Consider the following 15,718-nt stretch of genomic DNA (forward strand, 5'->3'; position numbering starts at 1 on the left):
AGCGATTTTAATTGATCTGGTCTTTTTTTATCCCACGATAATACTTGCAATTAACTTGACAACAAAGGATGAAAAAACCTATTGTTAAAATATAAAACATACAGAAAAGGGTTACACGATACTCCTGCAATACATAAATATAAATAAAGGGGCGCTCTTTTTAATGTCAAACGTCTATCAAAACATCGCTGGACAAATAGGGGAAATGAGTAAGTCCCACGTGAAAATAGCTACATATATATTAGAGAATCAAACGACCGTTCCTTTTTTTACAGTTGGAAAATTAGCGAAAATGGCTGGGGTCAGTGATGCCACTGTTGTTCGGTTTGCAACCTCGCTTGGCTATTCGGGCTATCCAGAGATGCAGCAGTATATGCAAAATTCTGTTAAGCAGCAGCTAACAACGACAGAGCGATTAAAGATGTCCCAAAAAGTATACAATAAAGAGTCTTCAGGGGTATATGAAGTTTTCCAAGATGATATCGCAAACATAAAATCCACTATGGAGAAATTGGATGAAGATGCTTTCCATCAAGCGGTGAAATGCTTATTACAGGCGAAAAGGGTATATGTAATCGCAAACCGAAGTGCCACTTCACTGGGTGTGTTTTTGGAGTATTATCTTCAAATCGTTCTCAATAATGTGGAACTCCTGCAGTCATTAGAGAATTCATCGGAAAAGTTATATAATTTAAGTGAAAAAGATGTAGTGATTGGTGTCAGTTTTGATCGATATACGAAAAGTACCATTCAAATGTTTTCTTTTGCAAAGGAAAAAAATGCGACAACAATTGCCATTACTGATAATTTACTCTCACCGCTAATTCCTCATGCGGACATTCCGTTGACAGCATCCAGTCAGATGCCGAGCTTTATTGACTCTTTTGTTGCACCATTAAGCTTGATCAATGCTTTAATAATGTTTGTCGGAAAAGAAAAGCAGGAAGATATCCACGATCGATTGGAAGTTTTAGAAGACATATGGAGTCATTTTGATGTTTTTCAAAGAAAGAAAATGCAATAGAAAGAAGCCTTGCTTTTCCAATGTGGAAGAGTAAGGCTTTTTATTGATCCCAATAATACTCTGCCTTAACTTATTTCAAAGGAGGCAAATTACTGGATAGTTTACTTTTCTCCTCTGCGCTGCTGATATTCTTTTTTCCAAAAAAATGAGTCAACACAATGATAACCACAGTTAGTAATAGTGTTGAATAAAGCTGGCTTCTTGTAGAATCGATAAATGCCATTGAAATCAATATGATGGAAATCCCCAGGATTGTAGCATATGTTAAATATGGGAACAACCACATCTTCACTTTTAGAGCATCAGGATTTTCTCTTTCTAATTTTTTTCTCATCCTTAACTGAGAAATGGATATAACCAAATAAACTAGTAAAATAATCGCTCCTGATGAATTAACTAGAAACAGAAAAACTAATTCAGGGGAAACATAACTCATCACTACAGCAATATAAGAAAATAGGGTAGCTGCAAAAACAGCTCTGGCAGGAACGCCTTTATTATTCAACTTGCTAAAATATTTAGGGGCATCCCCTTTTTTTGCTAAAGAAAAGAGCATTCGGGATGTAGTATATAATCCAGCGTTTAGACATGATAAAACAGCTGTTAATACGATGAAATTCATGAGGTGTGCTGCAAAAGGGATACCTAGGTTTTCTAAAACCGCAACAAATGGACTCTGTAATACATTAGCGGAATTCCAAGGAAGCAATATCACGACTACGGCTATTGAGCCTACATAAAAGATCAGGACACGCCATATTGTACTATTGATAGCTTTAGAGACGGACTTAACAGGATCCTTTGATTCTGCTGCTGCAATAGTGGCTACTTCTGTACCGGCAAAAGAGAAAAATACAGTGATGACTCCCACAAAAACGGAACTTATTCCATTAGGGAAAAATCCCCCATTTTGCACAAGGTTTGATACGCCAACCACCGATGATTCCCCTGAAAATCCGAATATATAAGATACTCCCAATATTAAAAAGGCGATAATGCTCGCTACTTTAATCATGGCAAACCAATATTCGAATTCTCCAAATGACTTCACTGAATAAATATTTGTCAAAGTCAGTGCGATTGTCAAGGCCAAAGCCAGAAACCATAAAGGAATGCCTGGATACCACATATTGATGATAGCTGCTCCTGCAATGGCTTCAATGGCAATGACGACAACCCATTGAAACCAATAAAGCCATCCAACTGTTGTACCAGCCCAAGGGCCAATTGCGTCTCGGGCATATTCTGAAAAGGAACCGCTTGATGGATTGGAAGTGGCCATTTCACCAAGGCTCTTCATGATCAAGAAAACTAAAACACCGGCAATTACATAAGAAACCAAGATGCCAGGCCCGACCTTATGTATTGCAGCACCACTACCTACAAAAAGACCTGCTCCAATGACTCCTCCGATAGCTATCATTGACATGTGACGAGAACTGAGTGATTGTTCTAATTCATTCTGTTGTTTTTTCATGTAAGACCTCCCTGAAAAAATGTTGTGTAAATGTTTACAAATACCCAAACCGAAACTGGATTGATTATAGTTTACACAATTTTTAGATTTTTTGAAATAAAAGATTCAAAATAATATGTAAAAAGAAATAATATTTGCGTAATTTAAAAAAATAAAATATTATGATATTAAATACAGGTTTCTAAAAAATCTGATAATTTTTCACTTGTAGAAAAGGATGTGCTTTTGATGGTTAAGGTTGCTGCAGTCCAATTACAATCTATCCCTGGAGAAAGGGATAAAAATATTGAAAATTGTATTGAAATGGTTGAAGAGGCGGCTAAACAAGGAGCTGAATTAATCGTATTACCTGAACTTTGGGTGAGTGGTTACTATTTATCGAAGGAGCAATTCCAATCGTTGCAAGAGGTTCCGACTGGAGAGACCGTTTCATTATTTCAAAAGCTCGCAATAGAGTTAAAAGTAATGCTCATCGTACCATTTGTTGAGGGAGAAAATGGAGACCTTTACATATCCTTAGTTGTAATTGAGTCAACAGGGGAAGTCATTGCCACTTACCGAAAATCATTTTTATGGGGAAGAGAGAAGGAAATATTCACTCCTGGTGAGAAAGTCTATCATGCAATTGAAACATCAAAAGGAAAAATAGGCGTTCTTATTTGTGCTGATATTGAATTTCCTGAACCAAGCCGAATTCTAGCTCTCCAAGGTGCAGAACTTATAATCGTTCCTTCAGTATGGAGTTACGGAGCAGAAACAAGATGGGATATTCAACTTCCTGCGCGCGCACTCGATAATACGGTTTATATTCTTGGCGTAAACACGGTAAATGAGGGAAGCTGCGGAAAGAGTAAACTTATTGCTCCGAATGGTGAGGTCCTTTGTCAAGCATCAAGATCGGAACAGAGTATTCTGATTCATGATGTAGATTTTTCAATTATATCCGAGGTGCGAAAAGAGGTTCCATATCTTGATGATTTAGACAAGAAATTGTGGCCAAATGCTTCGTTATTTGAATAAGAAAAATAGTTTTTCCAAAAATTCATTAAACATTATGTGGGTGTATAACTATAATTTTATAAAAGTTTATTAAAATCCATTTTTCATTATTAAATGATAAATGGATTTTTTGTTTTTTTGAAATATAAACAAAATGATTTTTGAACCATGAATCGGCTATCTAGATCCAACAAAAAGTACATACTAGTGCCGATGTTGCCAAACGATTGGTTTCTTTTGACCAGTGCCGAATCCCTTGAGGCATAATAAAAAATTATTCGAAAATTAAGGTTCCTAAGAGATCCGCTTTTGGTCAAGAGGTTAAGGAGGAAGCTGGATACCATTGTGGACTGCCATTCTGGATAACTAGTCCATTAATAGAAAAAGAAAAACGAGTGTTGGCCTTCACTAAGTTCTGTACTTAAAGGCCTTCTAAAGGTTAATGTTTTGTTTTCTTTATAACTACTGTAATCACAATATTAGTTATTCAATGGGAAAAAATCAGAAAATTATTGTTTTTCTGAAATATACGTTTTATAATTTACCTAATAAACGTTAGGTGGGGATGAATTGAAAAGGCAAGAATTAATAGATGCAGCTCTTTTGCATTATTCACTACATGGATATCAAGGAGCTACCATGAAGAAGATTGCGGATGAAGTGGGAATAAAACCAGCATCCATTTATTTTTTTTATAAAAACAAAGAGGAATTATTTATCGCTGCATTTCAACATTTACTTGATAACCATTTAGCTGAAATGAAACGAATTTTAGCGGCAACAAGTTCACGATCTGTTGATCGGATTTTTAGTGAAATGCTTCACGGGATCGTTAAGTATCACAAAGATGATGAGCAAGGGACTATGGCGTATATATCATTGGTTACGTCACCCATTCCGGAAATTAAATTATATTTACAAAAGTATTTGTTGCATTTTAATGATTGGTTGGTTAGTTCACTTGAGGATTTATTAAGGCAGAGTTATCCGAGCCTTTCTACCAAAGAAGTTGACCAAATCATAAAGCAATTTGTTCTACTCGGGAATGGATTATTCTGGGGTATAAACTTGTATGAGGGACAAGATTTAATGGAACAAGTTCAGATTGCAGATCGATTCATCAGCTCCATGTTTAGAGATATAGAGAGAAAATTTGGGCCTCCGTCCAAAAGTGAATAACCAAAAGGAAGTTAATGTCTAAGGGGAACATATGAAAGTCTTTAAAGCTTTATTTTCAAATATGGAAAAGTAAGAAGATACTCACAGTTTGAAATAATGAGAATGTGAAGTCAAACAACGGAAGAAATGGAATGATTACCTAAAAGGGGGTGATAGAAATAATAAAAACATTGGTTTAGCAGGTCTAATAAAAATAAAGGAGTGTATTCCAATTAAAATTAAAGTAATCATGCCGGTTATATCGGATATTTTTAATGAAGAAATTAGAAGAGAGATTAAATCTTATGTTTCCGAAAACACCGAAGTAGGAGTTTGCAATCTTGATTATGGACCTGAATCAATTGAAAGCGAATATGATGAAGCACTATGTATACCGAATTTCCTGGAAAAAGCAAAGCAGGCTGAAGAAGAGGGGTATCAGGGTGTAATTAGTGATTGTTTTGGAGATCCAGGTGTGAAGCCTGCAAGAGAAATATTGGATATCCCAGTTGTTGGACCGTGTGAGTCTTCCATGCTTGTTGCGAGCTCATTAGCAAAATCCTTTTCTATTGTGACGGTGCTGCCCAATGTTGTGCCTATGATTGAAAACATAAGCAAAACTCTAGGTGTAGATGGGAATGTCGCCTCAATTAGATATGTAAATATTCCTGTTCTAGAAGTTCAAGACAAGGAAAAGTTAAAGAGTGCATTGTTTGAAGAAATGATAAAGGCGATTGAACATGACAATGCCCATTCTTTAGTGTTAGGTTGTACAGGCTTTATGGGTGTTGCAGCGGAGCTTCAGGAACGATTGTCGCAAATGGGTTATGATGTTCCGGTTATCGATCCCGCTTTTGCAGCTACAAAGATGCTTGAAATTTTAATTGCTATGGGGGTTAAACAGAGCCGCTTGACCTACATGACGCCCCCTTCCAAACAGAGAGTAAAAGGTTCATAAACTTTTTCAAGAAAAAGAAAACACCGACTCTTGAAAGGATAATTAACGGAATATTCAGGATATTAAACATTCAAGAGAGCTTTAAAAAGGCAGGGAAATCTCCAAGTTGATCGATAAAGTTAAGGAGAAATTCATAGGGGGTGAATTTATGGAAGATAATACAAAGTTGGGCGACGATTACTCTCTATCTAGAGTTCCGCAAAATGCGAGATTGCCAATGTGGGATATCATGATTGTCCGGGTGGGTGCCCTAGCTACACTTTCTCAATTTATGCTTGGTGCAGCATTAGGATACGGAATGACTTTTTGGCAGGCGTTTTGGGCCATGATGTTTGGAAGTGTCATTTTACAAGTTATAAGTTTCCTAATCGGTTATGCCGGTGCACGTGAAGGCCTTTCAACCAGTCTTTTGTCGCGTTGGACAGGATTCGGCAGGTATGGTTCGAGTATCATTGGCGCGGTCATTGCTTTTTGTACAATAGGCTGGTTTGGAGTGCAGAACACTGTTTTTGCTAATGGTTTGGTGGAAGCTGCAGACGGTAAATTGACCCTCCCAATTGCAGCTGCCATTACAGGATTAAGCGTAACTGTACTAGTTATATTTGGTTTTAAACTATTGAGCATGACAGCCAAAATTACCGTTCCTGCCTTTCTATTAGTGGTAGGGATTGGCATTTATCAAGTTCTCAATGATCATTCCATTTTAAGTTTAATGGGAACGCCTCCTCCAGGAGAAAGTCTTTCTCTGGGTGTTGGTGCAACAATGGTTGCTGGAGGATTCATTATTGGTGCCGTAATCACACCTGACTTCAGTCGGTTTGCCAGAAACGGCAAGGATGTTTTTTGGATGACTACCATCGGTACATTAGTGGGTGAACTTGGTGTAGGGATGATCGCTGTGTTAATGGCCCATGCAGCAAAAACGAGCGATGTTGTCAGCATCATGCTGCAAACGTCTGGCTGGCTTGGCGCTGCAGTTGTCGTTTTTTCCACAGTGAAAATTAATAACGTAAATTTATATTCCTCTTCTCTTGGCTTTACTCATATTTTCGATTCTGTTTTTAAGGTCAAGATGAATCGAGGACTCGTTACACTTGTAATTGGTGTTATCGGAACTTTGCTTTCCATAATGGGCATTCTCGATAGATTTGTAGACTTCCTTGTTTTACTTGGAATCATGATACCTCCAATAGCCGGAATTATGGTGGTTGATTATTTCGTGCTGAAAACGTATCGAAAAGCTCTTGATGAAAGCAGAGAGAAAGGAACATTGCCATCTGAGCCCGAAAAATTGAATCCAGTTACATTAGTTGCCTGGGCAGCAGGATTTGCAAGCGGCTATTTTATTACAGTTGGCATACCATCTATCAATTCCCTTTTAATAAGCGGAATTATCTATTACGCAGGTGTGTTATTAATTAAATCTATCAAAGGGAAAAAAGAGAATAGGGATCATATCGCATCATAATTTTTGAAATCGGGGGTTTTGAGAAAATGAGGAAATTAGGTAAACAGGAAATTGAAGATATAGCAGTAGGTGCGGCTTTACTCGGAACAGGCGGAGGAGGTGATCCTTACATTGGTAAACTAATGGCTTTACAGGCAATTGAAGAATACGGGGAAATCACATTGTTGGATGTAGAAGAAGTTCCTGATGACGCATTAGTAGTACCTTCCGCAATGATGGGAGCACCGACGGTTATGTTGGAAAAAGCTCCAAGCGGTGAAGAAGCAACAGCAGCTTTCGAAAACCTAGAATCTTATTTGGGAAAAAAGATTTTTGCAACGATGCCGATTGAAGCAGGCGGAGTGAATTCGATGGTGCCCCTTGCACTTGCTGCAAAGCTTGGCTTGCCTGTGGTGGATGTTGATGGGATGGGGAGAGCATTCCCGGAATTGCAAATGGTCACTTTTTATTTGGACGGAATTGCTGCTACTCCGATGGTGCTTGCGGATGAGAAAGGCAATACTTCACTGCTCTCAACCATAAACAATGTCTGGACAGAGAGGATTGCCCGTGCAGCAACGATTGAAATGGGCGGTTCCACAATGACAGCGATTTATCCAATGACAGGAAAGAATATTAAGGAAAGCGGAATTAGAAATATACTGAGCTTAGAAGAACAAATCGGCAAGACAATCAGGCTTGCAAAGCAAAATAATGTTGATCCAATAAAAGAAGTGTTGAATAAGGCAGACGGGTTTGAATTGTTCCGTGGAAAAGTGAGTGATATCAACCGCAAGACAGAATCGGGATTTGCCAGAGGTGTGGCAACATTTGAGGGAATCAATGAGTATAAGGGAGAAAAACTCGAGGTGCGATTCCAAAATGAGCATTTAATTGCACAAACAGAAGAACGCTTGCTTTGTGTCACTCCAGATTTGATTGCCGTGCTTGATGCAGAAACAGGCTTGCCGATCACTACTGAAGGGATCAGATATGGAGCAAGATGCGTGGTAATCGGAATGCCATGCCATCCAAAGTGGAGAACGGAAAAGGGAATTGAAGCGGTTGGTCCAAAATACTTTGGTTATGAAGTCGGTTATGTTCCTGTTGAGGAACTAATGAAAAAAGGAGGGCTAGTATAATGGGTGTTTATCGAATAGGAATTGATGTCGGGGGAACCCATACAGATGCAGTGCTTTTAGATCAATATAATCAGGTCATTTCGGAAACGAAATCACCAACAACTGAGGATGTTTCCGTCGGCATCTATACAGCAATGAGAAAAATAATCGATGAAGCAAAGGTTCCGCGGGAGCAAATTAAATATGCAATGCTAGGTACGACCCATTGTACAAATGCTATTGTTGAACGAAAGAGATTAAACAATATCGCCATAATCCGTATTGGTGCTCCGGCTACTTTAGCGGTTAAACCGCTTATCGGCGTACCTGATGACCTTCGCGCAGTCCTCGGAAAATACGTATATCTAATCCGTGGCGGACATGAATTTGATGGCCGGGAGATTGTTGAATTAGATGAAGCTCATTTGTATCAAATTGCCGAAGAAATCAAGGGGAAAGTGGATTCCATCGCGATTACTTCTGTCTTTTCACCTGTATCGCAAACACACGAACAAAGAGCAAGTGAAATTTTCAAAGAAGTACTGGGAGAAGAAACCTCAATTTCTTTATCTTCAGAAATTGGTTCAGTCGGTTTACTGGAAAGGGAAAATGCGACGATTCTTAATGCTGCTGTCGTGAATGTTGCTAAAACGACTGCGGACGGATTCATCAATGCACTGAAGAATGAAGGAATTGAGGCAAAAGTATTCTTTTGCCAAAATGATGGGACATTAATGTCAATCGAATATGCAGTCAAATACCCAATTTTCACTGTTGCTTGCGGTCCGACTAACTCTTTAAGGGGAGCATCCTATTTGAGTGAATTAACCGATGCAATCGTTTTAGATGTTGGGGGAACAACTACGGATATTGGTGTTCTCGTTCAATCGTTTCCAAGGGAATCTTCTTTGGCAGTAGAGATTGGAGGAGCCAGAACAAACTTCCGGATGCCTGATTTAATCTCGATTGGACTTGGAGGAGGCACGATAATCCGCATAGGAGAAAAGGGAGAGTTCACGATTGGACCGGACAGTGTCGGTTACCGACTGCCAGAAAAAGCCTTGATTTTCGGAGGCGATACTTTAACGACGACGGATGTTGCAGTGGCTCTTGGAAAAGTGGAACTTGGGGATGCTTCAAAAGTGGCTCACCTTGAAAAGGATCTATTAAATAGAATCTATTTAAATATGGTCAATCTGGTCGAAGAAGCTATCGATAAGATGAAAACAAGTGCTGCACCAGTGCCTGTCATTCTCGTTGGGGGTGGAAGCATCCTTCTACCTGAGGAATTAAAAGGTGCATCTGAAGTCATACGCCCATTACATTCAGGTGTAGCGAATGCCATTGGGTCTGCCATCTCCCAGGTTAGCGGGCAGATTGAAAAAGTTTATGCACTAGCTGAAATAGGAAGGGAAACAGCATTGGAACAGGCTAAGGAAATAGCGATGTCAGAAGCGATCAGTGCAGGAGCCGATCCTCAAACGCTGGTTATTGTCGACATAGAAGATGTACCTTTAGCATATATGCCTGGGAATGCAACCCGTATTCGTGTGAAAGCCGCTGGTGATCTGGCCCAGGCTGCAATGAATGAACCGGTGTAGTCGAGGCAGGGGTGTAAAGTAGCTTTTTATTGTGCGGAGGAAGCTTTACTTCTTGATTTAAATAAGTGGAAAAAACAAAGTGCTAAGGGTATGGGAATTGACGAATTATTTTATTAAAGTTATTAAAATATGACGCATATTTATTTCTTCCTCTCTGAAATTTTTACAATAAAGGGTAAAAAAAGTGCTTCATTTTCAGTGGGAGATTGGGTGAATTAATTTTGTAAGGAAGAGTTTCCAGTCCATATGAAATAAACGGTTAAGTGTCGCCTGTCTAGTTATAGGAACGGATACGTAGTTCATTATGACAAGAAAAAGCCCCTCTCATTTAAGAGAGGGGCTTTTTCTTATTCTGATTTTTGACTATTTCTGCACTTTTTCACTGATTCAGTATATACTTACGATGTTTCATCCTGACGTGAATTTTTTTGTAAAAGATCACGGATTTCCTTTAAATATTGCTCGGATGCCGGTACCGCTTCCAATACCTCTTCCTCGTTCGCTTGTTTTTTTCTAATAAGAGAATTCGCTATCTTCATAAACATGAAAATCGCAAATGAAATGATCAAGAAATCAATCACAGCTTGGACAAATTCACCGTATTGAACAACTGCTTTTCCAACTGTGAAAGATAACGAAGAAAAATTGACCCCACCTAATAAAATTCCTATTAGCGGTGTGATAATATTATTGACTAGTGATGAAACGATCTTTCCAAAAGCAGCACCCATTACAACAGCTATCGCAAGATCGAGAACGTTTCCTTTGGTAATAAACTCCCTGAATTCCTTTATCATCGTAACTACACCTTTCTTTTTCAATTAATAAAAGCATATCAGAAACATGGTGAAAATTGAATAGTGTAATAGGCATCCATAATTCCAAAGATAGGTCCATCCCCCGTTTAATCATTGAATCCCTTAATATAATGCAATGGCGGCACTCAAAGGAGAGAGAACGCAATTTTAAAACATTAAAGAGACGTTATAATAGCAGGTCTTAATGTAGAAGGACTTAAGAATGGTCATGGAACAAAGCAAAAAAGTAATGGGTAAGGCTGTTTTCACCAACTTGAGGAAGGGAGTGAATATAAATGTATTCGTTTGGCGATAATTATATTATTGTACTACCCCCTAAGTGGTACTCCTCCATTGTTAAAAGCCCGTCTCTTAATTGAGAGGGGTTTTTTGTTTTGGGATTTGTTAAATGGTTTTTTGTTAATAGGAGGATTTTACGTTTCATTTGGAGAATGTTTTGACAAACGGGGGTGGATTATTTGAGACAACATTTTGAACAGGATTTATCTAGAGAGGATATTTTTAGGATGATTGTTAAGCACCTTGATGTATTTCCGTTGACTAGTCTAGAGGCTATCAGAGAAGTGATCAGGAGTTCATTAAATCAAAGAGGCTTGATAGGGGGGATGACCACACAAACAGGAGCCGCTACATATAACCGGAAAATATCAGACCAGGATATCCAATTAATAAATGATTGTATTAGTGACCTTTTAAATAGTCGCGTTATCCAACCTGGTATTAATGAAGTCAATCAGGATTTACCATGGATTTCTGTTTTTGATAAAGAGAAACTTGAAACATTGGTGAACTCCCAATCTTAACTTTTTACATATAAAAGCCCTTCTCTAAATCGAGAGGGGCCAATTTTTATTGGAATTTATTAATCCTTAATAGCAATTTTATAAAAATCATTATTTTTCTATACTTCATACTCAATTAATTGTATGTTTCACCTGTAAGGTGGGATTCAAACATATCGATGATTTCAAGGAAACGTTCGGCCTCACGGAAAACGTGATCAGCCAACAGTGGATGGATAATGCTCTTGATTTTGCATTCCTCGATTAAATCCCTGGCGGTTTTCTTAAAGTCTCGAAGTGATACGACGGAAACACGGTTCTGATCTAGAAATTGATCCAAAAGAGGAGCGGTTTGAGATTGCGGTTTCATGGACTCTAAGTCTACAGCTTGAAATACTAATTGATCAAAATCATTGCTGAAATTACGCGCCATATCCACCAGCTTTCTTTCCGATGGATCAAGGAGATGTCCGATGAATTTTGCATGATCCGCCATGATCCTTAAAAAGAAAACATTTTCTTTGATGATCGCATCTGCAAGAGGTTTCAATTTACCCTCATTTAATTCTTTTAATCGTTTTCTAAAATAATTGGCTTCCCTGCTTGTATGGTCGACTAATAGCGGGAAATTGTTCGCACCAGGCAATTTACACGTGAGTATTAATCCCAATACTTTTCTTTTAAATAAAAATATGCCAGTAGCAGCTTGTTGCACTTCCGAGTTAAATCTTCTGATTTGTTCTGGATCAGCTTGATTTGTTAATGAATGGGATTGCTGTTCTATCCGTTCAAATAAATGAAAAAACTGATTAGCTTCCTCAATTAGCTGTGTATCTTCACATCTAAAACCTAGTCTTAGAAATAACGAGTGTTCCTTCATTATTCTTGACCAAAAACGAATCTCATCCAAAGAGCGTGCAACAAACATTCCAGAGTTATTCCTCATGTTAGCTTCCTGCGTGTTCTCATTCATAACTAATGCCCCCTTTTTAAAACAAATCCATCATTAAAAGAATATTAACGAGGGGGCATTAGTATTCTGCTCAAATTGCAAATCGAATCATTACGGATATCCTTAGCACCTCAAACCAATGAGTTTTTTTGTTTTCTCTTGTAGGGGAAATATCGTGATTCATCCATCGTCCTTGAAGAGTAGCAAGCGTGCATTTTAGAGAGGAAGGAAAATGGATTTCGAACCGAAGGGTATACAAAAATCTGACCGATTTGAGTCTGAAACCGTAATTTCTTAGATCTTCTATAATACTTCATCAAGCACTCCAGGGCAGTATTTAAAGAACCCTTAGACTTAATTCATTCTAAGGGTTCTCGCATTTAATTTATCAGTTTCATTAAGTTACATTTGATTGTCATTTGTCACAAAGTTCATTTATTTTTTTCGTAAGCTCATTAAACTTTTGGTCGAGTTCTGTGTACGCTTTATCGTTTGGAGTCATAAAGCTAAGTTTTCCCAAAACTTCTTGTCTTTCTGTTTCAAGCGTTAATCGAAGTTCTTCCAAATCATCTCTTTTTGGGGATGATTCATACAATTGTTTTTGTATGCGATTATTCGAAATGAGGAGTTTGCTGCTTGTCGTTTTTTCGAGAAAATATCGATCATGCGAAACGACGAGTAGCGTTCCAGTGAACTGTGCTAAGGTATCCTCAAGTTGTTCCCGTGAAGCTAAATCCAGGTGATTTGTCGGCTCATCCAAAATAAGCACATCTTTTTCCCCTAATATATATTCCATTAACTTACATTTGACACGCTCACCCATACTCATATTCTTAATAGGTTCTGTCCAATGAGATGCCGTGAAGCCTAAATGCTTCATTAAAGTTTGAACGCGCCCTCTCGACTCGAAAGTTTCTTTATGAAATAGTTGGGCGGGTGCTAGTTCAAGCGGTAAATCAAACACTTCCTGCGTCAAATAGCCTATTTTTGCAGATGGTGAAATCCATACCTCGCCCGCAAAAGTTTGATGTCCAAGAATTATTTTTAATAATGTTGTCTTTCCGCTGCCGTTGGGACCTATAATGGAAACCTTCTCACCATGCTGAACCGTGAAATTGACGTTTTTAAAAAGTGTTCGGCCGTTAAAAGTCTTAGTTAAATTCTTAACTTCCAAAAAACGTTTTCCCATCTTGTTTTTTGCATTAATTGAAAAGCGTACAGTGTATTCTGGTTCAACAGGTTCAGTTTTTGCTTTTTCAAGCTCTTTTTCAAGACGCTTTTGTTTAGATTTTACCTGTGCATCCATTCGCTTTGCTTTTACACGATAGTATTCCTTAATCCCTTCCTTTTTCGTCGATTGGGAATGGGCTTTTTTTGACCAAGAAGTGATTTCTTTCATTTGTCCCTCAATCCGTTCAACCATTTTTTGCTGTTTTTCATATTCACGTTGTTGTGTAAGTCTTTTCTGTTTGCGAACCTCCATATAACTAGAATAATTCCCTCTGTGCTCAATTAGCTTTTTATCTTCAATCGACCAAATTTTCGTTGCTACAGCATCCAAAAAATAACGATCGTGCGAAACAAAAATAATGGTACCTCTATAATTTTTAATTTGTCCTTTGAGGAACTCTAAACTTTCCTCATCAAGATGGTTCGTCGGTTCATCTAATAGTAAAAGGTCTGCATCCTTAGAAAGTCCTTTTGCTAGCCGGGCTTTCAGTTTTTCTCCCCCACTTAATCGTTGGAAGTCATGTCTTGGTACATGCATTTTATCAAGTAATTTAACTTCGGAAGGCGTCTTATCTTCTGTTGAATGGGACTCGACTTCTTGTTCAACGATAAAAACCTTCACGTCTTGCTGCAGCCATTGGATTTGTCCATGTGCAGGCTCTAAATCATTATTAATTAATTGCAACAACGTAGATTTACCGGCACCATTTTTGCCAATGATACCGATTATCTCCCCTTTTTGAACACTAGCATTAACATTTTCAAAAATGTCATGGTCCAGTACTCCATAGCTGATATTGGTTAATTTTAATAATTCTTTCATTATGATCAATCCTCTCCTTAAAGGGAGAATAAAAAAAATCCTCCCAGTTCATATGGAAGGATTAGTCGTACCTGTGCATTATCAAATAAGAGCTATTTTCATGATAGCTCTAAAATTTATAGAAAATGGGCAGACTAATCCTATTTTGTATGATTTGAAATATGTGATTTCAAATTTTTAAAAATAAGATTAGTTAATCATCGGCCACCCATCATCCCTTCTGGTATTAATAAAATCAGTATAGCATAATATGATTGTTTTAAACAAAGGGAAGCGGCATGATACTATAAGATTTATAATTGTTTTAACTCAATCAAACACCTTATTATAAGGTGTACAAGGACTGAATATTTCCTGTGGAAACCATAAACATTTACCACCCATAGGGTTGTTCCTTGAGGAGGTCATTAATATGGAATATATAAAGGGAATCGATGTTTCACATTGGCAAGGTGCTATTAATTGGGAGGAAGTTGCAAAGGCAGACGTGAAGTTCGTATTCATTAAAGCAACAGAGGGAACAAGTTATTCTAAGCTTTCCTATTTCAAAGAAAATGCACCACAAGCATTGGCAGCGGGATTGAAAGTCGGGGCCTATCACTATGCAAAGTTTGCAACTGTTGCAGAAGCAAAGGCTGAAGCTGCTTATTTTTTAGATTCTATCAGCTCTTTTGCTTTAAATTACCCTGTTGTCCTTGATCTTGAGGAAAATAAAAAAAAGGCAAATAAAAAAACGCTAACCGATGCAGCAATCGCTTTTTTGGAAGCTATTGAAGAAGCTGGATATACGGCTATGCTGTATAGTGGTAAATACTTTCTCGAAAATGCCCTAGATGAATCAAGGTTAACGAACTACGCTTTGTGGATTGCCAGATACAACAGCATGTTGGGACGTAGCACGGATATTTGGCAGCATTCTGATTCAGGTAAGGTAAGTGGGATCAGGACAAAGGTGGATTTGAACATAGCCTATAGGGATTTTACAGATCCAATAAATACTTTTAGGGCCCGCAACTCCCGTGCATTGAAAACAGCACCAGCCACAACGTATACTGTAAAAAAAGGTGACACTCTTAGCTTCATTGCAAAAAATCATAAAACAACGGTGAAATCGCTTGTTAGTCTTAACGGAATTAAAGACCCCGACAAAATTTATATCGGTCAAAAATTAAGGTTGAAATAAAGGATCTTCTCATTACGAGAGGTACGAAGTATGGGGTTCTTTCAAAAGGTCAAAACAAGGTAGATTGGAGCGGGTGTGCGAGACGGGAAAAGCGGGTCCAGGGAGACCCCATAGGCGCAAAGGCGCAGGAGGCTTCCCGGAACGC

Annotated in this window: 13 protein-coding genes; 9 read left to right on the top strand and 4 right to left on the bottom strand. The window is 38.2% G+C overall.

All coding sequences use genetic code 11. The features are described 5' to 3' along the window. Positions 1-163 precede the first annotated feature (163 nt). Complete coding sequence (locus ACIQYG_RS21535) at positions 164-1,024, top strand: MurR/RpiR family transcriptional regulator (protein ID WP_402842237.1); 861 nt, start codon at positions 164-166, stop codon at positions 1,022-1,024. Between the two features lie 70 nt (positions 1,025-1,094). Here the strand turns inward: ACIQYG_RS21535 and ACIQYG_RS21540 are convergent, their stop codons facing one another. Further along, complete coding sequence (locus tag ACIQYG_RS21540; RefSeq protein ID WP_402842240.1) at positions 1,095-2,501, bottom strand: amino acid permease; 1,407 nt, start codon at positions 2,499-2,501, stop codon at positions 1,095-1,097. Between the two features lie 228 nt (positions 2,502-2,729). Here ACIQYG_RS21540 and ACIQYG_RS21545 point away from each other — a divergent pair, with 228 nt between their 5' ends. The 6 genes from ACIQYG_RS21545 (at position 2,730) to ACIQYG_RS21570 (ending at position 9,785) form a co-directional block, all read left to right on the top strand. After that, positions 2,730-3,521, top strand: a complete 792-nt coding sequence (locus ACIQYG_RS21545; RefSeq protein WP_402842242.1) for a nitrilase-related carbon-nitrogen hydrolase — start codon at positions 2,730-2,732, stop codon at positions 3,519-3,521. A 549-nt stretch (positions 3,522-4,070) separates the two neighbouring features. Then, complete coding sequence (locus ACIQYG_RS21550; protein ID WP_402842244.1) at positions 4,071-4,679, top strand: TetR/AcrR family transcriptional regulator; 609 nt, start codon at positions 4,071-4,073, stop codon at positions 4,677-4,679. A gap of 229 nt (positions 4,680-4,908) precedes the next feature. Continuing rightward, positions 4,909-5,616 (top strand): aspartate/glutamate racemase family protein, encoded by a 708-nt coding sequence (locus tag ACIQYG_RS21555; RefSeq protein ID WP_402842247.1) that lies wholly within the window; start codon positions 4,909-4,911, stop codon positions 5,614-5,616. Positions 5,617-5,764: 148 nt separating this feature from the next. Beyond that, positions 5,765-7,084 (top strand): purine-cytosine permease family protein, encoded by a 1,320-nt coding sequence (locus ACIQYG_RS21560; RefSeq protein WP_402842249.1) that lies wholly within the window; start codon positions 5,765-5,767, stop codon positions 7,082-7,084. 26 nt (positions 7,085-7,110) lie between these two features. After that, a complete protein-coding gene (locus ACIQYG_RS21565; RefSeq protein WP_402842252.1) occupies positions 7,111-8,205 on the top strand; it encodes an S-methyl thiohydantoin desulfurase family protein in 1,095 nt (364 codons plus the stop codon). Beyond that, positions 8,205-9,785 (top strand): hydantoinase/oxoprolinase N-terminal domain-containing protein, encoded by a 1,581-nt coding sequence (locus tag ACIQYG_RS21570; protein WP_402842255.1) that lies wholly within the window; start codon positions 8,205-8,207, stop codon positions 9,783-9,785. The genes ACIQYG_RS21565 and ACIQYG_RS21570 overlap by 1 nt, the downstream gene beginning before the upstream one ends. Before the next feature lie 398 nt (positions 9,786-10,183). Here the strand turns inward: ACIQYG_RS21570 and mscL are convergent, their stop codons facing one another. Beyond that, positions 10,184-10,582: a large conductance mechanosensitive channel protein MscL gene (gene mscL, locus ACIQYG_RS21575; protein ID WP_402842259.1), complete on the bottom strand. Its 399-nt coding sequence runs from the start codon at positions 10,580-10,582 to the stop codon at positions 10,184-10,186. A 479-nt stretch (positions 10,583-11,061) separates the two neighbouring features. On the opposite strand from mscL, the gene ACIQYG_RS21580 reads away from it, so the two are divergent. Then, on the top strand, positions 11,062-11,406 hold the full coding sequence (locus ACIQYG_RS21580; RefSeq protein WP_402842262.1) for a hypothetical protein: 345 nt from the start codon (positions 11,062-11,064) through the stop codon (positions 11,404-11,406). A 115-nt stretch (positions 11,407-11,521) separates the two neighbouring features. Here the strand turns inward: ACIQYG_RS21580 and ACIQYG_RS21585 are convergent, their stop codons facing one another. Both ACIQYG_RS21585 and abc-f read right to left on the bottom strand, forming a co-directional pair. After that, on the bottom strand, positions 11,522-12,358 hold the full coding sequence (locus tag ACIQYG_RS21585; protein WP_402842265.1) for a DUF2935 domain-containing protein: 837 nt from the start codon (positions 12,356-12,358) through the stop codon (positions 11,522-11,524). A gap of 394 nt (positions 12,359-12,752) precedes the next feature. Then, the gene (gene abc-f, locus ACIQYG_RS21590; RefSeq protein WP_402842268.1) at positions 12,753-14,390 is read right to left on the bottom strand and encodes a ribosomal protection-like ABC-F family protein; all 1,638 of its coding nucleotides are present in this window, start codon (positions 14,388-14,390) and stop codon (positions 12,753-12,755) included. A 412-nt stretch (positions 14,391-14,802) separates the two neighbouring features. On the opposite strand from abc-f, the gene ACIQYG_RS21595 reads away from it, so the two are divergent. Then, entirely contained in the window at positions 14,803-15,573 is a 771-nt protein-coding gene (locus ACIQYG_RS21595) for a GH25 family lysozyme (RefSeq protein ID WP_402842270.1), read from the top strand. The last annotated feature ends 145 nt before the right edge of the window (positions 15,574-15,718 follow it).

This window comes from Peribacillus sp. NPDC096622, assembly GCF_044762665.1.
GTDB lineage: Bacteria > Bacillota > Bacilli > Bacillales > DSM-1321 > Peribacillus > Peribacillus frigoritolerans_B.